General features: G+C 40.7%; 14 protein-coding genes. 8 read left to right on the top strand and 6 right to left on the bottom strand.

Going from position 1 to position 18,982, the window contains the following annotated elements:
* The first annotated feature begins 106 nt into the window (after window positions 1-106).
* The 3 genes from CR194_RS17150 to CR194_RS17160 all read left to right on the top strand — a co-directional run bounded on the left by CR194_RS17150 (window position 107) and on the right by CR194_RS17160 (window position 6,178).
* On the top strand, window positions 107-3,256 hold the full coding sequence (locus CR194_RS17150) for a hypothetical protein (RefSeq protein WP_110611314.1): 3,150 nt from the start codon (window positions 107-109) through the stop codon (window positions 3,254-3,256).
* Window positions 3,257-3,484: 228 nt separating this feature from the next.
* On the top strand, window positions 3,485-4,777 hold the full coding sequence (locus tag CR194_RS17155; RefSeq protein WP_110611316.1) for an ABC transporter substrate-binding protein: 1,293 nt from the start codon (window positions 3,485-3,487) through the stop codon (window positions 4,775-4,777).
* A 66-nt stretch (window positions 4,778-4,843) separates the two neighbouring features.
* Window positions 4,844-6,178: a glycoside hydrolase family 30 protein gene (locus CR194_RS17160; RefSeq protein ID WP_110611318.1), complete on the top strand. Its 1,335-nt coding sequence runs from the start codon at window positions 4,844-4,846 to the stop codon at window positions 6,176-6,178.
* Between the two features lie 131 nt (window positions 6,179-6,309).
* Here CR194_RS17160 and CR194_RS17165 read toward each other — a convergent pair whose 3' ends face one another.
* From CR194_RS17165 to CR194_RS17180, 4 genes are read right to left on the bottom strand one after another with little or no spacing between them, the layout of a single operon-like run.
* Window positions 6,310-7,455 (bottom strand): mannitol-1-phosphate 5-dehydrogenase, encoded by a 1,146-nt coding sequence (locus CR194_RS17165; protein ID WP_110611320.1) that lies wholly within the window; start codon window positions 7,453-7,455, stop codon window positions 6,310-6,312.
* Window positions 7,456-7,893 carry a PTS sugar transporter subunit IIA gene (locus CR194_RS17170; protein ID WP_110611322.1) on the bottom strand — a complete coding sequence of 146 codons (438 nt, stop codon included), beginning with the start codon at window positions 7,891-7,893 and terminating at the stop codon, window positions 7,456-7,458.
* Between the two features lies 1 nt (window position 7,894).
* Entirely contained in the window at window positions 7,895-10,021 is a 2,127-nt protein-coding gene (locus CR194_RS17175) for a BglG family transcription antiterminator (protein ID WP_110611324.1), read from the bottom strand.
* Window positions 10,022-10,055: 34 nt separating this feature from the next.
* Window positions 10,056-11,477, bottom strand: coding sequence for a PTS mannitol transporter subunit IICB (locus tag CR194_RS17180; protein ID WP_110611326.1), 1,422 nt, complete (start codon window positions 11,475-11,477; stop codon window positions 10,056-10,058).
* Between the two features lie 367 nt (window positions 11,478-11,844).
* On the opposite strand from CR194_RS17180, the gene CR194_RS20340 reads away from it, so the two are divergent.
* From CR194_RS20340 to CR194_RS17195, 3 genes are all read left to right on the top strand, one after another.
* A complete protein-coding gene (locus CR194_RS20340) occupies window positions 11,845-12,096 on the top strand; it encodes a hypothetical protein (RefSeq protein ID WP_158282303.1) in 252 nt (83 codons plus the stop codon).
* Between the two features lie 70 nt (window positions 12,097-12,166).
* A complete protein-coding gene (glmS, locus tag CR194_RS17185; RefSeq protein ID WP_110611328.1) occupies window positions 12,167-13,969 on the top strand; it encodes a glutamine--fructose-6-phosphate transaminase (isomerizing) in 1,803 nt (600 codons plus the stop codon).
* Window positions 13,970-14,476: 507 nt separating this feature from the next.
* Window positions 14,477-14,818, top strand: coding sequence for a general stress protein (locus tag CR194_RS17195; RefSeq protein WP_110611332.1), 342 nt, complete (start codon window positions 14,477-14,479; stop codon window positions 14,816-14,818).
* 123 nt (window positions 14,819-14,941) lie between these two features.
* Here the strand turns inward: CR194_RS17195 and CR194_RS17200 are convergent, their stop codons facing one another.
* Complete coding sequence (locus tag CR194_RS17200) at window positions 14,942-15,388, bottom strand: hypothetical protein (RefSeq protein WP_110611334.1); 447 nt, start codon at window positions 15,386-15,388, stop codon at window positions 14,942-14,944.
* 122 nt (window positions 15,389-15,510) lie between these two features.
* On the opposite strand from CR194_RS17200, the gene CR194_RS17205 reads away from it, so the two are divergent.
* Both CR194_RS17205 and CR194_RS17210 read left to right on the top strand, forming a co-directional pair.
* Window positions 15,511-15,861, top strand: a complete 351-nt coding sequence (locus CR194_RS17205; RefSeq protein ID WP_110611336.1) for a DUF2200 domain-containing protein — start codon at window positions 15,511-15,513, stop codon at window positions 15,859-15,861.
* Between the two features lie 47 nt (window positions 15,862-15,908).
* Window positions 15,909-16,280 carry an iron chaperone gene (locus CR194_RS17210; RefSeq protein ID WP_199228200.1) on the top strand — a complete coding sequence of 124 codons (372 nt, stop codon included), beginning with the start codon at window positions 15,909-15,911 and terminating at the stop codon, window positions 16,278-16,280.
* A 203-nt stretch (window positions 16,281-16,483) separates the two neighbouring features.
* Here the strand turns inward: CR194_RS17210 and katG are convergent, their stop codons facing one another.
* The gene (gene katG / locus CR194_RS17215) at window positions 16,484-18,667 is read right to left on the bottom strand and encodes a catalase/peroxidase HPI (protein WP_110611338.1); all 2,184 of its coding nucleotides are present in this window, start codon (window positions 18,665-18,667) and stop codon (window positions 16,484-16,486) included.
* Window positions 18,668-18,982: the final 315 nt, after the last annotated feature.

Here is an 18,982-nt window from a genome sequence, read left to right on the forward strand (position 1 = left end):
AGTTTACTCAGCTGCCTGTTTTTGTTTTAGACCTTGTTAAAAGGTAGTATTACATTACCGTTTAGAAAAAGTTCTTTACACTAAAAAATATCACGGAGGCATTACTATGTACCAGTTAAAAAAAGACCACTCATTTGAAATTAAAAATTACCAGTCCCAAGCACCTTTTTCCAGCTTCCTACCGGGAATTGCTGGGCTATCAGGAATTCCTATGTGGGCTTTTTATGTTAACAGAGGCCAAGGGATTGCGAGCTTTGGTATACAAGACAAGAACCATGCCATGATGGAATTTTATCCGGCAGACAAATCCTATCAAATGGTTCACCTTCAAGGATTCCGAACGTTTGTAAAGGTTGCAGACTCAGAAGGAACGAAAGTGATTGAACCGTTTGCTTCTAAAGGAGCGAATGAAGAGGATATCACTGAAACAATGACCATTTCGGAAAATATGCTGCAACTTCACTACGCGAATCAGCGTGTTGGATTCTCTATGAATGTCAGTTACTTCATTTTGGCAAATGCACCTGTAAGTGGCTTGATTCGTCACGTTGAATTTAAAAATATTTCCAACCAAACGAAATCGTTCGAAATTCTAGATGGTATGCCAGCTGTATTACCTAGCGGAGTAGCTAATACCCCTTATAAGGAATTAGGAAATACGTTGAAAAGCTGGTTCGATGTTTACAATGTAGAGCAGAAGGTTCCTTTTTATACATTGAGAGGAAGTATGGAAGACACAGCTGAAGTGAATGAAATCACAGAGGGAAATTTCTACTTTAGTTTGTTTTCACAAAATGGCCAAGAGACCCATTTGACGCCTATTGTGGATCGAGATCTGATTTTTGGTTCAGATACTTCTTTACTGACACCTGAGAATTTCATTCAATCCTCAGTAAGTGAACTTGCTAAGGAGAAACAGTATACGACGAACAAGGTATCTTGTGGATTTACTCCCATCCAGTGTGAACTGAAAGCAGGAGAAGAGTCGGTGTTGTTCTCTGTCATTGGGCATGGGCGTAATTTGGATGCAGTTCAATCTTTTGTGAATTCCCATTTAACACTTGATTTCTTGGTTGAACAAAAAGAAGAAGCTCAATCCATTACAAGAGAACTAACGAAGCCGATAGAATCAGTAACAGGTCAGCCTTTATTCGATGCTTATAGCAGACAGAGCTTCCTCGATAATGGTTTGCGCGGAGGATTTCCGTTTGTCTTCAAAAACAAAGAAGAGAGTAAGGTCTATTATTTATATTCGAGAAAACATGGAGATCTTGAAAGAGACTACAATTTCTTCTCAATTAGTCCCACGTTCTATTCTCAAGGAAACGGAAACTATCGGGATATCAATCAAAATCGTCGGTGTGACGTGTTTTTTGAACCTCATGTTTACGACAGTAATGTGAAGCAGTTTATGAACTTGATCCAGTTGGATGGTTATAATCCACTAGCGGTTAAGGGTGTTCGCTTTCAACTAAATGACGCCTCTACATTTGATTTTTCTGCCTATGTGGAGCAAAACCAGATCGACGTATTAAAATCATTTTTCCAAGATTCATTTACACCAGGAGAATTAAAACATTATTTATTAGATAAAGAAATTCAGTTACAAACGTCATTTGATGAGTTTCTTACAACAGTTTTACTAGAAGCCAAGGAGAATTACGAAGCAGAATTCGGTGAAGGATACTGGATAGATCATTGGACTTACAATTTAGACTTGGTAGAGAGTTTTCTATCCGTTTATCCTGACGATAAAGAGAAATTTTACTTTAATCGTTCTTATGCATTTTTCCAAAGCCCAGCATCAGTTCAGCCTCGCCAACATAAGTACAAAGGAAAAGGCGATCAGCTCCGACAATATAGCGCGGTGGAAGAAACACACTCAGGTGACTCCAATTGGGTAAAAGGGAATTACGGCAAAGGAGAGGTGTATGAAACGAATTTATATTCCAAGTTGTTGCTTCTCGCTTTAGTGAAGACATCGACTCTTGCTCCTGACGGTTTAGGAATTGAGATGGAAGCGGGTAAACCTGGATGGAACGATTCCTTAAACGGATTGCCTGGGATGTTTGGAGCGAGTACATCTGAGTTAATGGAGTTATACAGGTTAATAGAACAACTAGAGGACGTACAAAGTGAAGAGACAGTGTATCTCCCTGAAGAAGCAGGTGAATTTCTCGACGGAGTGTTGAGCCAAATAAATCAACTGGATCCTGCAGTACCAAAAGCAGAAACTGCTTATTGGAATGAGGTAACAACCTTAAGAGAAGCTTACCGAGAAAAAATTCGAAACGGTATCTCAGGGAAAGAGAAGACCTTGTCTATGGAAGAAGTTCACGTAGCATTAGCGACTCTGAAATCAAGAGTGGCTAAAGGAATAGAAAGATTAGCCAACTATGGTTCTCTACCTCCAACTTATTTTTATTTTGATGCCTCAGGAGCAGGAGTGGAAAGTGGTCGTATGGATGAAATCGACTGGAAACCTGTACCAGTAACACCTTTCTTAGAAGGGATTGTGAAGTCATTAAAGATTTCAGCTGATCAATCGTCAGCAAAGAAAATATACGATCAAGTAAAGGAATCTGCTATTTATGATCGGAAGTTGAAAATGTACAAAACATCGATGCCGATTGAAAACGAGCCATTAGAATTAGGTCGTGCTAAGTCATTCACACCGGGATGGCTGGAAAATGAGTCAATCTTTTTGCATATGGAATATAAATACTTGCTTGAAGTGTTGAAAGCGGGCTTAGCGGAAGAGTTTTATGAGGACATGCAAAACGCACTGATTCCATTTCTTGATCCTGCTATTTATGGAAGAAGTACGCTGGAGAACTCCTCGTTTATTGCCAGTTCAGCTAATCCGAATCCGGCACTGCACGGACGGGGATTTGTTGCCCGCTTAAGCGGATCGACAATTGAATTTATGAACATGTGGATGATTATGATGGCTGGTCAGAAGCCATTTACCGTGGAAGAAGATCAATTAGTGCTCCGATTAACACCCGTTTTAGCAGATTGGATGTTTACGGAAGAGAACGAAGTAACGTTTACGTTGTTTGGAACTTGCAAGGTCACTTATACAAATCCTCAGCGAAAACATACCTTTGGTAAGGATGGAGCGGTTCCACAAAGTTATGTGATCACTTATGATAACGGAGATACCTTTGAGGTGAACGTTGGCGAATTAGTCGGAAGTCATGCGAAAGCTCTTCGAGAGGGCAAGATCGAACAAATGACTGTTCATTTGCAATAAGAGAGAATAAGCCAGTTTTGGCCCATTCTTTAATAGGATGAAAAATGTATGGGAGATTGACGAATCAATCTCCCTACCCCTGTTTCATAGATTGAGCAATTTCGCCTTACATACTTAATCGTATATAGACGATAATATGATCACTGTTGAACAAAATATCAGGGATCAGCTAAAATGAACGTACCATATTCATTATGGGAGAATAGCAGTTCAAAGGGGAAGTAAATTATGAAAGAAGAGCGTTTACTATCGGCCATACTCGTAACGGCAATGATTGCCGTTGGTTGCAGTAGCAATGGTGGCGTTGGTGAAGAAGATGCAGGAAATGATGAGATCAGTATAGGGTCTGAAGAAAGTGAAGTGGAATTGTCCTTTTGGGCGTTCGGTACCAATTATGATTCGTTGATTGAGGAATACACTGAAGAAAATCCAAATGTCACCATATCTATTCAACAGGTTGATATGGAAGATCATCATACGAGTCTATTTACATCTTTATCTGCAGGAGCAGGAGCGCCAGATATCGCCGCAATCGAAAGGTCTGAAATTGATTCTTATAAAAGGGCAGAAGATAAATTTATGAATTTATATGATTTGGGTGCTTCTGACTTAGAATCTGATTATCTTGATTGGGCTTGGGAGATTGGTTCAAGTGTAGATGGAGACTTTTTACTTGGCGTTCCAGCAGACATTGAACCGACTGCGATGTATTACCGAGCAGATGTGTTTGAACAGGCAGGCCTACCATCTGAACCAGAAGAAGTGGAAGAGATGATTCAAACGTGGGAGGATTACCGTCAAATAGCAGCGACGATTTTAGATAAGACTGGAAAAAAGATGGTGGATAATTCGGAGCCAGTATTTAAAGCGAAGCGGGATCAAGCTTCTGAACACTATTTTAATGAAACAAACGAACTTCTCATTGAGTCTTCACCATATATGAAACAAGTATACGATGAGACGGCACGATGGATCGAGGCCGGGTATATCGATAATAGTGAAATGGGGTCCAGAGAGTGGCGAAATGCTATACAAGAAGGAGATTATGCTACATTATTAGGCCCAGTTTGGATGAGTGAGACGATTAAGGGATATGCACCAGATGATACGAACTGGCGAGTTGTCTCCATGCCAGAAGGAGCTGGAAATTGGGGGGGTTCTTGGTTCACTATTCCGAAAGAAACAGATCATCCAGAAGAGGCTTATGAATTTCTAACGTGGCTGGTAGCTGCAAAGCAACAAATGAAATCTTTTGAAGAAAGAGGTACGTTCCCATCGACGCCAGACGTTTATGATGATCCTGATTTCACACTACCTACAGATGATCATTTCGGCGGGGGAAATGTTGCAGAATTATTCGCAGAAGCGGCCTTGGAAGTAGAATATGTTTATAAAGGATCACTCTACGAAGATGTGAATGAAGAAATCCTCATTGGGTTAGATAATGTCTATGACGGTGCAAATCCAGAAGAAGAATGGCCAGAAATCATTAACCGAGTTGAACGAAGAGTATTCAGATAATGAAGGGAAAATGAAGCGGTTTAAATCATTACCGCTCGAATAAGAACTATTGGGGAGTGTTAATCATTGAAAAAAGTTCAAGTTATTCAAACTAGTAAGTTTTCAGCTGAAAAATGGGCTCATAAAAACGACTTAATTTTAGAAAAAGAATCGAACGAAGCGGGGAGTGTCATATCTGTAGACCCAACGAAAGAATATCAAGAATGGTTAGGGTTTGGCGGTGCATTTACCGAAGCGGCCGCTTATTCGCTCTCTCAAGTTTCACCTAGTAAGCGTGAAGAGGTCATTCATTCCTATTTTGATCAAACAGATGGTTTAGGCTACAACTTAGGAAGAACGCACATCCATAGTTGTGATTTTGCTCTGGAGAATTATACATATGTTGAGGAAAATGACAATTCTCTTGAATCATTCTCCATTGAACGAGAACAAAAATACGTCATCCCATTAATAAAAGATGCGGCAAGTATTGCAAACCAAAACTTTACAATGTTAGCTTCTCCATGGAGTCCTCCGGCTTGGATGAAAACAAATGGCGAAATGAACCACGGAGGAAAGTTAAAAGATGAATATCGTCAAACGTGGGCTAATTATTTCGTTAAGTATATTAAGGAGATGGAGAAAACAGGTATTCCTATTTGGGGAGTTACTGTTCAAAATGAGCCAGCAGCGAAGCAAGTATGGGATTCTTGTCTATATTCGGCAGAAGAAGAAAGAGATTTTATTAAAGATTATTTAGGACCTACGTTACGGCACCATGGACTAGAGGATAAAAAAATCATTATATGGGATCATAATCGCGATCTCATGGTAGAAAGAGCAACGACCGTGTTATCTGACCCTGAGGCTTCAAAATACGTTTGGGGCACGGGTAACCATTGGTACGTATCGGAAGAATTTGAGAATTTATCGAAAGTTCATGAAGCCTTCCCTGATAAACACTTGATATTCACTGAAGGGTGCATTGAAGGGGGCGTTCAATTAGGAGAATGGCACACTGGTGAGCGCTACGCCAGGAATATCATTGGGGACATGAACAATTGGTTGGAAGGTTTTATTGATTGGAACCTTGTACTAAATGAGCAAGGTGGACCTAATCACGTGGGGAACTTTTGTGATGCACCAATTATCGTTGAGACAAAAGAAGATAAAATTCACTACAACAGTTCTTATTACTATATTGGTCATTTCAGTAAGTTTATCGAACCAGGGGCGAAGCGAATTGCTGTGACTTCTTCTTTAGATAAAGTATCCACCACCGCTTTCAAGAATAAAAATAATGATATTATTATTGTTGTTCTAAATGAGACTGATGAGGAAGTTGATACAAAGCTAAATCTTGAAGGATATCAAACCAATATTCAAATACCAAAAAGGTCGATCACAACCTATATTATATAAAGCTATAAAAGAGATAGAAAGTGGGTATCAATAAAAAAGAGCCGAAGAGGGCTTCGTTGGTGAAACGAAGTCCTCTTCGGCCATTCGTGTTAGTAGAGAGAGATTCATAGATCCTGAATCATCTACATAAGTTAAACGGTTTCGCTATACAAAGCGAAGACTTGATCGATAATCTCATCGTCTTCTGCTAATCCTGAAACTTCACTTAACGCCACTTTAACGCCATGTTGCTTTATTTTTTTCTGCAATTCAACTGCTTCAGCGTCTTCAGAGAAGTCGTATTGTAAAGCTGCTACAATCCCGGTTAATAACCCATATGGCACGATCTTTCTCGTCATTAATTGCTTAACCGGACTAATCAAACGTTCGTTTAAACCTAATTTCTTGATCGGCTGACGAGCTACTCGAGTGACTTCGTCCGTCAAATAAGGGTTAGTAAATCTTTCAAGTATTTTTTCGATGTACCCTTGATGTTGAATCGGATCAAAACCATGCTTCTCACATAAGAGTTGACCGGTTTCTTTAAGACCTTGAAGAACTTTCTCTTTAATTACTGGATCAAGGAGGGACTCTTGTACTGTTGGTTTTCCAGCTTGATAGCCAGAGTATGCAGCTAATGCGTGTCCCGTATTGACTGTAAATAATTTTCTTTCGATAAAGGCGTCTAAATCTTCAACGAAATGAATGTCTTCAACGGGAGGGATCGTTCCTTTCACTGCCCTTTTGTCGACGACCCACTCGAAGAACGGCTCAACAAGGACATCAAGGATATTTTCCTGGTTTTGATTAGGTACAATCCGGTCAACGGCTGCATTCGGGAAGCCGATGAGGCGGTTTAGGTCGTTGACTTCAACAGGATCCAGATGCTTTAGTACAGCTTGCTTTAACTGATCTGTCCCACCTATGGCATTTTCACAGGCGATCACGTTTAGCGGATGATTGTTTTCAACTAGACGCTTCTTTAACCCTTTCGCTATTAAAGGCGCAATGTGAGGGAGGATGTGAGCTCCAACAGCCGTTGTCAGGAGATCAGCTTGAGCGATGGCCTGAACGACTTCCTCTTCTTGGTGTTGAGAATGAAGTCCACGAATATTTGAAACTGTAAACGACCGTCTATCTTCTTCCGCATAAAAAACTTGATACATTTTGTGTTCATTTATCCCGTCAATAATCTCAGCGTTTACATCCACGAAGGTCATCTCATAATCAGATTCTGCTAAGATTTTTCCTATAAATCCTCGACCAATATTCCCAGCTCCGAAATGAACGGCAATCATTTATTCCACCTCGCTAAATAACGATAGAAGCTCGTCTTCTGTGTTTGCCTGAACCATTTTCTCAATATTTTCTTCTTCTGAGCAAACAATAGCAATCTTTGAAAGAATATCCAGATGCTCATTGTTTTGACCGGCAATTCCAAACACGATCTTCACTTGATTTCCATCACCGTAATCAATCGGTTTTGCTAACTGAAGAACAGAAATTCCAGATGCAAGTACGGTTCCTTTTGCATCTTCGGTCCCGTGAGGAATGGCAATGTAATTCCCCATGAATGTAGACGTGATTTCTTCTCGTTCAAACATTTTCGTGATGTATTCTTCGTTAACATATCCTCCATCTACTAGGATCTTTCCTGCTTCTCTGATGGCTTCTTCCTTGGATGATATTTTCGCTTTTAATACTACGTTTTGGTTTGAAATAATAGGTTTACTCATTTTAATGATGCTCCTTTTTCAAATAATTTTGGTAGTAAATGATTAACTGTTCACTGATGAAATTAGAAACTTCTTCTTCGTTCCCTTTTGCAAAAAGAGCGATACTATCGTCGTCTTCAATCATCATACTGCTGATAGCACTTAATATTTTTGTTTCTTCCTCTGCCATTTCTGCTGGACCTAGCATCACTAATACTCGATTCATATCAATCTCGTTACCGTCCATGGCATTTACTCTCTCTATTTGACTAAGCTCCATGATGATAAATATTGGCTGATTGACACTTTCACTGCGGGCATGGAACAAGGCCATTTGTGTACCTGGAATTCCTAACCCGGAAAGTTCCGCCCTTGCTTTTAAATGTTGTAAGACTTCATTAACATCAGTGATCAAAGATTTATTTTTTAGGTCTGTACATACGTGAGTGAGTGATTCCCATAGCGTTAAGTTAGGGAAAGGTCGATAGACTTTAAAGTGACGTAGCAAATGCACGGTAGAAGTTAAACTTTGTTGCATATTAATGAAAATGTTTTTCGCTCGAACCATGCTTTGCACAGACGGGTTCTTACTCTTCGCTCTTGAGGTCGTTGATGCTTTTAACAGGGCGGCATGATGTTCTCTACGATCAATGTAATCCTGAATCTTTCGAACATCTTCTTTCGTTAAAAAAGGATTCACCTGAACATAATCGATGGCGTGATCTACTAGAGGAATCGTTGAAATTACTAAATCTAATTCATCAGGATCAACGTCATCTAAGTCGAACAAAGAACTGTTTTTCACATCAATAATATTTGGAAATTCATTTTGAAGTCTGCTTGAGATCATTTTCGATGAGCCAATCCCACTTGAGCATATGACAACTGCTTTATGCGTTCTTCTGTTACTCTCCCTCTCAATGGCCGAACCGAAGTGCAACACGAGGAAACCAACTTCTTCATCGGGGATATCAATATCCGTGATAACCGAATGAAAGGCTTGTTTTACAGTAGAGAAAAGTTCTTGATAATTCTCTAGGATTTTATCTTGCAAAGGGTTATGAATATGCATTCCTTGTTTTAAACGATAAAGAGCAGGATCCAAATGAGCGATAAGCCCTTGGTAAAGGGAATCGTCCCTTTGTAAATCGATGTGAACATGTTCGCTGACTGCACGGATCAATCTCTTAGCTAGCATGGCCGTATCCATATTCTCTTCTGTAAACAACACCTGATGATCTTGGCGTAGTTTCGCTCCTCGCAAGTGCATCGTAATATAACAGATTTCTGCTTCAGGTATAGCAAGAGAGAAGGTATTTTCGAGCTCTTGTGCGAGTTTTTCGGCCAATGCAAATTCTTTTTTGTCCTTAAGACGTTTGGCCAGTTCAGTGTTTATACTGATATTTTCCCCTTTTAGAATTCGTTCCAATGCCAAGGTCAGGTGAACAACAAGAGCGATATAAGCAGAGTCAGCGATATGATAATCCAGTGATCGACTGATCTTTGCTACAGCCTCTTGTACCTCTTTTAACTTTTCAACGTTGATAAATCCAAGCAATTGTCCGGCGATGGATTCGTTTATATCAGAATCCCGATTCGGCAACTGCCTGCGAATATACTGCAAGATCTCACCTTCAGCGAAGTGTTCGGTTAAGAGACCACTGATGGCTCTTCGTTTATTTGTCTCGTTTCCAATCACCTGAATGCCGAGTCCTCTTCTTTTTTCAAGTGTTAGCTCATACTTCGTTAACCACTCATCCACTTTATCTAAGTCGCTGCTGATCGTTGCTACGGTGACGTTTAAGTCTGATGCCAGAGACTGAAGTTTCATTGGCTGAAAGGTTTCGAGCAATTTGCAAATAATGATCACGTGCCTTTGCTCAGGCATAAAATCAAAGTGTCTAGCCTCTTGTAAATCTTGACTGAATTGTTGAATTTGCTCTTTGGCCCCTTTTAGAAAAATTCCTTTTCCCGTTTTTTTCTCAAGGGTCAGCTCATAAGGATGAAGCAAAGAGTCGAAGCTGGCCAGATCACGATGAATCGTCCGTTCACTTACTTGAAGAGAGTGAGCGATCTCTCGGATCGTCACTCCTTCAGGATGTTGAATGAGATTATCTAAAATAAACCTGTCTCTTGCAGAAACATACATATTGGATCACTCCATTACAGCATCAAAAGCTGCATCACTTTAACTTTTCAATCAGCTTATCATACTCAGGACTGCTTAAGAAATTATCGACAGAAATATGATGAGCAGTCGGAATTTTATCTTTTGCACGTGGTGTTAAGTCTTTGTGAGTGATAACCACATCTGCATCATCTGGAATATTGCTAATCGCTGTATTCGATACGTTGATGTCAAGATCTGCTTTATTTACTTTATTGCGTAGAATGGATGCTCCCATGGCACTGGACCCCATTCCTGCATCACAAGCAAAGATGATCTTGTTTACGTTGTTATAATCAAATTCCCCTGAAGCTGTAGCTGAACTACCCGTTAGAGAAGACGAGACGGAACTTTCTTTTCCTTTCATGGCTTCCATTTTAGATGTTGCTTCTGTCAAATCTTCCTCTTCAGTTGCTTTGCCTGTTTTCAATATTATTGAGGCTACAACAAAAGACACGGCAGTTGCAACAATGACACCGGAGAATACAGGAACGTAATAACCTGGCTGTATCAACAGTGTATAGGCGATAATACTTCCTGGTGACGGGCTTGCAGGTAAAGCAGCACCTAATAGATTAAATGTGAAGATCCCGCTCATCCCACCAGCAATGGCCGCCAGAATTAAAGCTGGCTTCATTAATACATAAGGAAAATAAATTTCGTGAATCCCTCCAAAGAAATGAATGATGACAGCTCCAGGAGCAGAACGTTTCGCCATGCCTTTTCCAAAGAATGTAAAGGCTAAAAGTATTCCTAAACCAGGTCCTGGGTTAGTTTCTAATAGAAATAAAATCGAACGTCCCATTTCAGATACTTGTTCTAAACCAAGAGGAGTTAACACCCCATGATTAATTGCATTGTTTAAGAACAGGATTTTCGCAGGTTCAATCAGAATACTTGCCAGAGGAAGTAGACCGGCGTCAACAATGACGTCTACACCCGCGCCCATAGCTTGACTGAAGGCAGTCACAATCGGTCCGACACCAACTAAGCCAACAAGTGCAAGGGCACCACCGAATATACCTGCAGTAAAGTTATTAATCAGCATTTCAAAACCGGGCTTGATTTTCCCTTCAAACGACTGGTCAATTTTCTTGATGATGAAACCGCCTAAAGGTCCCATAATCATGGCACCGATAAACATCGGTACTTCTGCTCCGACGATGACACCCATTGTGGCAGTCGCACCAACGACGCCTCCCCGAGTACCGTGAACGAGTTTACCTCCAGTGAAACCAATTAATAAAGGAAGTAAGAATGTAATCATCGGTCCAACTAATTCAGCGAAACTTTCATTAGGGAGCCAGCCATCAGGAATAAAGAGTGCAGTAATAAGTCCCCATGCAATGAAAGCACCGATGTTCGGCATAATCATACTGCTTAGAAAGTTACCGAACTTTTGAATCTTCGTACGTATTGAACTTTTTTCTTGCGTCATTGTTGTTTCCTCCTTTTTTTATAATGAAAAATGAATTCGTCTGTATAACTCTATAATAAAGCGCTCCCAACGTTGATACAATGCAATCTAAAGCTAATTTCGTCATAGACATTGTTGACATTTTTGACATAACAATTACTGACATTTTACTTATTGTAAATAGTGAGACAGTTATTTTGCCCGAAAATCGTTTCAATCACCCTGTTAGCGGGTAAATTAGACTCGGGATTTACACATTGTAAGAACCTCAATTAGATAATAATCATATAGTACTAGGGAGAGGCCTCTTCATGATTAGTCTTCTCATATGAAGAATAAGTTCAGTCATTAACAAAAAAAGAATTGACCAAATTTTTACGAATGTAGTATGATTAGACTATTCAAGAGAAGAAAGGAGGATCGGACAACAATATATTCCAGCAGTACAAAGCGCCAGGACTGTGAACGGATGAAACGTATCGCAGTTGACGAGGAAGAGGTTCATCGAACGATTCGGCGGATGCCTCTCGGTTGGTTCATCACAACCGCAAGCTGCAGCCCAAAACGAGAAGGCGACTTTTCGAACAAAGGCTTCAGTATTGATGAAATCAAACTAACAAACAGGAAAAGATTATCATAAACTAAGATGAAGAGTGGGGCGAGAATGCCCCAAAAGCATTTCTTGTCCTGCCGAGGGAGGAAATGGAATTATGTGTGGAATAGTAGGATATGTAGGAACGGAAGATGCAAAAGAAATCCTTTTACGAGGTTTAGAGAAATTGGAATATCGGGGTTACGACTCAGCAGGCATTGCCATCGCTAACCATCAAGGCATTCATGTCTATAAGGAGAAGGGGCGAATCGCCACTCTTCGTGAGTCAGTGGATGAAACAGAATCTGGAATGGTTGGGATTGGACACACTCGCTGGGCCACTCATGGTGCGCCAAGTCAGTTGAATGCCCATCCTCATCAAAGTACTTCAGCTCGATATACCATTGTTCATAACGGAGTAATCGAAAATTACGAATACGTTCGCCGGGAATACCTTCCTGACGTGAAGATGATCAGTGATACAGACACAGAGATTATTGTTCAGCTTGTAGAGAAGTTTTCTTCTGAAGGAGCATCAACAGAAGAAGCATTTCGGCATGCGCTAAGCGTTTTGAAAGGGTCTTATGCGACGGCTCTGTTAGACCTTGAAGATCCAGATACAATTTATGTAGGGAAAAACAAAAGTCCGCTTCTCGTTGGACTAAGTGAAGGCGTAAACGTGGTAGCAAGTGATGCCATGGCTATGCTGCAAGTTACGAATGAATTCGTTGAGATCATGGACGAAGAAATCGTCGTTGTAACGAAAGAAGAAGCGACAATCAAGACGATGGCTGGTGAAGTAGTGAAACGGGATTCCTATATCGCTGAGATCGATAGCAGTGATATAGAAAAAGGAACATACCCTCACTACATGCTCAAAGAAATTGATGAGCAGCCATTTGTCATTCGTAACATTATCACGAAGTACAAAGACGAAGACGATAGCATTAAGCTTGATGAGGAAGTACGTCAAGCTGTTCAAAGTGCGGACCGTATATATATTATCGCGGCAGGTACGAGTTATCACGCTGGTTTAGTAGGGAAAGAGTTGCTTGAGAAAATCGCTAACATTCCAGTTGAAACCCATATTGCCAGTGAGTTCCTCTATAACATGCCGTTATTAAGTAAAAAACCACTCTTTATTTTCATATCACAGAGCGGAGAAACTGCGGATTCCCGCGGCGTTCTCGTAAATGTGAAAAAGTTAGGTCATCAAACCTTAACCATTACAAATGTTCCAGGATCCACTCTGTCTCGCGAAGCGGAGTACACGCTACACACGTATGCAGGTCCAGAAATCGCTGTTGCTTCTACGAAAGCCTACACAGCGCAAATGGCTGTTCTTGCCATTCTCGCCGTTGACACAGCAAGAGCGTCAGGGCTAGAAATGGACTTCGATCCTCTTCAAGAGCTAGGGATTGTTGCCAATGCCATGGAGATTTTCACTGAACAAAAGGACGTTTTAGAAGAGGTCGCTCGCGACTATTTGAGCGTCTCACGAAACTGCTTCTTTATCGGTCGATCCATGGACTACCATGTCTGTATGGAAGGCGCGTTGAAGCTGAAAGAGATTTCTTATATTCAAGCTGAAGGCTTTGCAGGTGGAGAGTTGAAGCACGGAACGATCGCGTTAATTGAAGAAGGAACCCCTGTCATTGGTCTTGCCACACAGGAAAAGGTTCATTTAAATCTTCGCGGAAACATGAAGGAAGTTGTCGCTCGTGGCGCTTACCCATGTATGATCAGTATGGAAGGCTTCCAAGAAGATGACGATAAAATCGTTATGCCGAAAGTCCATGATTACCTCACACCATTAGTGAGCGTCATCCCAATGCAACTGATCTCTTACTACGCTGCCCTTCACCGTGGGTGCGACGTTGATAAGCCACGTAACCTTGCTAAGAGTGTTACGGTGGAATAGGTTTTAGTCGACGAAATTTGTTAAGTGTGTCTATGTAAAAAACATTTGAGTTGGGATATCCATCACACGCTCCCCACTCTTTTTTCCAAGCCCGAGAGACGACCTTCCCGTCGTTTTCTCTGGCTTTTTTTCTTGCTTCCTTAACCCACAGCGTATTCCCCTCAAGGAGCATTTTCTTGAGTTTTTATCCCATATTATGGATGTGAAAAGAGGTGTTTTCGCTCAAAACATTAATACATATGGAAGTTGTGGAAATGGAGAGAAAATGGGGTTGAGTTGTTGGGGTGAGTGCAAAAGGATTACCAAAAGAGACTGACGCTTCCGGTGTAATTGCAATAAATTCTATAGATGTGTGTTTTAAAATGATCTTATCGGGAACACAAAAGAGTAGTTCCATTATGATGGAAGAGATATTCATTGAGATCGATATGTAGACTCCATCATCTTAAGATTTCTGTCTATCTATTACGAAAAACGATAGTCATAATATATGAGGAGGAAATGCAAATGAAACCTTTATTCAAAATATTTCACGACGATGAAAAATTAAGCGAATCGATTGGGAAAATTAGAAAAGATGGTGTTCGGGATGAAGACATTTATGTCCTTTCCCATGACAACGACCATGAACAAAGAAGTAGAAAAAACACTGATGCAAACAAGATCGGAGTTAGTGAATTAGGAGTAGGAACAACATTAAAAAATGTCTTTCGTTCCAAAGGAGACAAGCTTCGTACGAAAATGAAAGAAATGGGATTTAGTGCAGAGAGAGCAGAAGATCTAGAAGAAGAACTAGATAAAGGAAAAACATTGCTCATTGTTACAAACCAAAAAAAAGTGGAGTTTTAACGTAAATTAAATATTGTAATAACGGTTGGTAGGCTTGAGGCGCAGAGAAAAGAAATCTGACCTCAAGTTTTTTTCTTGTCATTCTTTTTAACTATTCAAAAATTTACATAGATAGGAGTGGACTCAAATGAAATTGAACTTTTGTAACAAGTAAAGATAAGAAAGCGTAACTAGGGCTCCGCCCAAATAGATAAAGGAAGTATAAAACAAATTCCAATTATTTAGATAAATGACTTTACCGAATGTCAAAGCAGTAAACTCCAGTGCTATTGCGCCGCTAATTGAAAAGGTTAATAATATCCGGTTATTTACGACTTTTTTTATCTTAATATAAACTAATAAACATGCAAGCAATGGGAAATATCCGAGGTTTATGGGGAGGGTGGACAAAGAGGGATTCTCAAAATAAGGTGTCACCACCCAAAAAATTTCTTGGCCCCAGTCATTTGCTATAAATGCAAGCGCAATTGCAAAGGGGACGAACAATACTACAATTTTTGAGTCTCGTTTGTATAAGTAAACAAGGATGATCCATGGGAGGATTGCTCCTAAAATAATGTTAATTACCATGTTTTTCTTCCCTCCTCTATGATTAGCATACTCAATAAAGAAGTAGTTTAATCTAAAAGAGTCCATCTGCTAGTACTGTATATTTCGTGATATACTAAAAAAAATGTAAGAGGGGGTGTATCATGGCCAAACATAAGATTTATACAATGAGTTTCGCAAGTGTCTATCCACATTATATTAACAAAGCGGAGAAAAAAGGACGGACGAAAGCCGAAGTTGATGAGATCATCCGTTGGTTAACCGGATATAGCCAGGAAGAGTTAGAAGAACAGTTGCGAAAACAGACAGACTTTGAGACCTTCTTTGCTGAAGCACCCCAACTGAATTCATCACGGACTCTGATCAAAGGTGTGATATGCGGTGTCCGAGTAGAAGAGATCAAAGAACCGACGATGCAGGAAATCCGCTATTTAGATAAGCTGATCGATGAATTGGCAAAGGGAAAAGCGATGGAGAAGATTTTGCGGAAATAAATAAGTTAGTGTAACCAGAACCGCAAACGATACGAGGAGAAAACCACTTGAATGATTTTGAAGGTTATTTAAAGAAAATTGATAACCCAGAGCATCGAGAAAGAATGGAAGAATTATTGACTTGGGTTATGGAGAAGTTTCCAAGTTTAGAGCCTGAAATTGCTTGGAATCAGCCTATGTTTACGGATCATGCGACCTATATTATAGGGTTTAGTGTGGCGAAACATCATCTATCTGTAGCGCCAGAAAGAGCAGGGCTGGATCACTTTAAAACTGAAATTGAGCAGGCAGGTTATGATTACACGAAGGAATTGGTCAGGATGAAATGGAATACGCCGATTGATTTCACTTTAATCGAAAAAATGATTGAGTTATATATTTTAGATAAAAAAGACTATTCAACTTTATGGAGAAAATAATTTAATCATTAAAAGGACAGGACTTGAGTTTAGCACTTCTCAAGTTCTGTCCTTTTGTCCATTCAAGTGTTCACTCTTATGGCCAACAACCACGGGAAACGAGGCTGTTGGCCAACAAGCTTTGTAAGGTGTTCCTTTTCTATGCTTAAATTAAAACTTCATATAGCCCGGATGTTAATTAAAACATAAAGTTCCGAATTCCTTTATTTAACGTCAAAACGATCTGCGTCCATGATCTTCACCCATGCAGCGATAAAGTCATGAACAAATTTCTCTTTGCTATCGTCCTGCGCGTACACTTCTGAAAGGGCACGGAGAATCGAATGGGAACCAAAAACAAGATCGACTCTCGTTGCAGTACGTACGAGTTCGTTTGTCTTAGGATCGCGTCCTTCATAGATACCGCCGTCTACTGGCTTCCACTCAAGTCCCATTTCTAGGAGCTTAACGAAAAAGTCGTTCGTGAGGGTACCGACACGATCCGTAAAGACGCCGTGTTGTGTTCCACCGTGGTTGGTACCTAGCACGCGCATACCACCAATTAGTACAGTCATTTCATGAGCCGACAAGCCAAGTAGCTGTGCTTTGTCTACCATGAGATCTTCTGGACTAACACTATACTCTTTCTTCTGATAGTTGCGGAAAGCATCGGCTACTGGTTCCAATACTTCAAAGTTTTCTACATCTGTCTGATCTTGAGTTGCATCCCCGCGTCCTGGAGTAAATGGAACCTTAGCGTCAACGCCGCCGTCTTTTGCAGCTTTTTCAATGGCTGCACTTCCTCCAAGTACAATCAAATCAGCTAAGCTGACTTTTTTATCTAGATCTTTTTGAATGTTTTCGTAAACCGATAACACTTTTGAAAGCTGTTCTGGCTCATTCGCATCCCAGTCTTTCTGTGGAGCAAGGCGGATCCGAGCACCGTTCGCGCCTCCGCGCATATCTGAGCCACGGAATGTGCTAGCGGAAGCCCAGGCAGTTTTGACAAGTTCGCCCACTGTTAGTCCTGAGTCTAAAATTTTCGCTTTTAGATCTTCTACTTCAGCATCTGTTAAGTCATAATCAACCGCTGGAATAGGGTCTTGCCAGATGAATTCTTCTTCTGGAACTTCTGGACCTAAGTAGCGGTCACGTGGGCCCATGTCACGGTGAAGAAGCTTGAACCATGCACGAGCAAAAGCATCAGCGAATTCGTCAGGATTACTATGGAAACGACGTGAAATTTTTTCATAATCTGGATCCATACGCATAGCCATATCAGCTGTAGTCATCATCGTCGGAACGTGTTTCGACGAATCAGCCGCATCAGGAGCAAGGTGCTTCTCATCAGGATTTACAGGTTGCCACTGATATGCTCCGGCAGGGCTCTTTGTAAGCTCCCATTCATATCCGAACAGCAAATCAAAGTAACTCATATCCCATTGAGTTGGGGTAGGAGTCCATGCACCTTCGATTCCGCTAGTAATGGTGAAAGGCCCGTGGCCGGTTTCATGTGTACTTTTCCAGCCGAAGCCTTGATGTTCAACCAGAGATCCTTCAGGTTCTTCACCTACATGTGAAGGGTCTCCTGCACCGTGTGCCTTACCAAAAGTATGGCCACCGGCCGTAAGGGCAACGGTTTCTTCATCGTTCATACCCATGCGCTTAAAGGTGTCACGAATATCTCTGGCACTTCCAAGTGGATCCGGTTCGCCATTTGGACCTTCTGGATTTACATAAATTAAGCCCATTTGAACGGCAGCGAGAGGGTTCTCTAGGTCACGTTCACCAGAGTAACGATTGTCCCCTAACCATTCTTCTTCAGGACCCCAGTTAACATCTTCTTCCGGATGCCAAATGTCTTCACGTCCTCCACCAAATCCAATAGTCTTACCACCCATGGATTCAATCGCGACATTTCCTGTGATAACGAGCAAGTCTGCCCAAGATAATTTATTTCCATATTTCTGTTTAATTGGCCAAAGAAGACGACGGGCCTTGTCCAAGTTTCCGTTGTCGGGCCAGCTATTAAGAGGAGCAAAGCGTTGGGAACCACTTCCACCGCCACCGCGTCCATCTTGCATGCGGTATGTACCTGCTGCATGCCAAGACATGCGGATGAAGAATGGACCATAATGTCCGTAGTCCGCAGGCCACCACTCTTGACTGTCTGTCATGAGATTATGAAGGTCTTTTTTCAATCCATCGTAATCAATTGTTTTGAATTCTTCTGCATAATTAAAATCTTCCCCAAGTGGGTTCGTTTTCGTATCATGCTGATGAAGAACATGTAAGTCCAGTTGGGTTGGCCACCAGTCCTTGTTTTTTGTTCCTCCAGTAGGTTTACTAGCAGCACCTCCACCTGTAAACGGGCACTTTCCTGCGTTTTCATTTTCTTTCATGTCCATACGTTCATTCCCCTTTCTGATTTGAGAAGAGTAGACAATAAATGATCATGCCTCTCATCGTACGAAACTTAAAATAGAGACAGTATCGATTCTTACATTATAATTATAATAAATAATTACTCAAATAAAAAGTAAAACGCAGTTAGACTTCAGAAAATTGTAAAATGTCTCAAAGGTATCAGTAGATTAATCGTTGTAAGGGTTATGCATAAAGATATTCTCACATTAAAATTAGGATATTTTTTAAAGAGGTACAACGAATTCAAGGGGGAGATGAACGGTTTTAAATCCAAACATTGATGAATGGAATGATAT

Source organism: Salipaludibacillus keqinensis, from assembly GCF_003226325.1.
GTDB classification, from domain to species: domain Bacteria; phylum Bacillota; class Bacilli; order Bacillales; family Salisediminibacteriaceae; genus Salipaludibacillus; species Salipaludibacillus keqinensis.

Bases quoted from the DNA above. Each gene is read 5' to 3' on its own strand.
- CR194_RS17170 (WP_110611322.1), bottom strand. From the start codon at position 7,893: ATGAGTAAACCTATTATTTCAAACCAAAACGTAGTATTAAAAGCGAAA.
- CR194_RS17200 (WP_110611334.1), bottom strand. From the start codon at position 15,388: ATGGTAATTAACATTATTTTAGGAGCAATCCTCCCATGGATCATCCTT.
- CR194_RS17205 (WP_110611336.1), top strand. From the start codon at position 15,511: ATGGCCAAACATAAGATTTATACAATGAGTTTCGCAAGTGTCTATCCA.
- CR194_RS17165 (WP_110611320.1), bottom strand. From the start codon at position 7,455: ATGATTGCCGTTCATTTCGGAGCTGGGAATATTGGTCGAGGATTTATA.
- glmS (WP_110611328.1), top strand. From the start codon at position 12,167: ATGTGTGGAATAGTAGGATATGTAGGAACGGAAGATGCAAAAGAAATC.
- CR194_RS17180 (WP_110611326.1), bottom strand. From the start codon at position 11,477: ATGACGCAAGAAAAAAGTTCAATACGTACGAAGATTCAAAAGTTCGGT.
- CR194_RS17175 (WP_110611324.1), bottom strand. From the start codon at position 10,021: ATGTATGTTTCTGCAAGAGACAGGTTTATTTTAGATAATCTCATTCAA.
- katG (WP_110611338.1), bottom strand. From the start codon at position 18,667: ATGGACATGAAAGAAAATGAAAACGCAGGAAAGTGCCCGTTTACAGGT.
- CR194_RS17195 (WP_110611332.1), top strand. From the start codon at position 14,477: ATGAAACCTTTATTCAAAATATTTCACGACGATGAAAAATTAAGCGAA.
- CR194_RS20340 (WP_158282303.1), top strand. From the start codon at position 11,845: ATGATTAGACTATTCAAGAGAAGAAAGGAGGATCGGACAACAATATAT.
- CR194_RS17150 (WP_110611314.1), top strand. From the start codon at position 107: ATGTACCAGTTAAAAAAAGACCACTCATTTGAAATTAAAAATTACCAG.
- CR194_RS17155 (WP_110611316.1), top strand. From the start codon at position 3,485: ATGAAAGAAGAGCGTTTACTATCGGCCATACTCGTAACGGCAATGATT.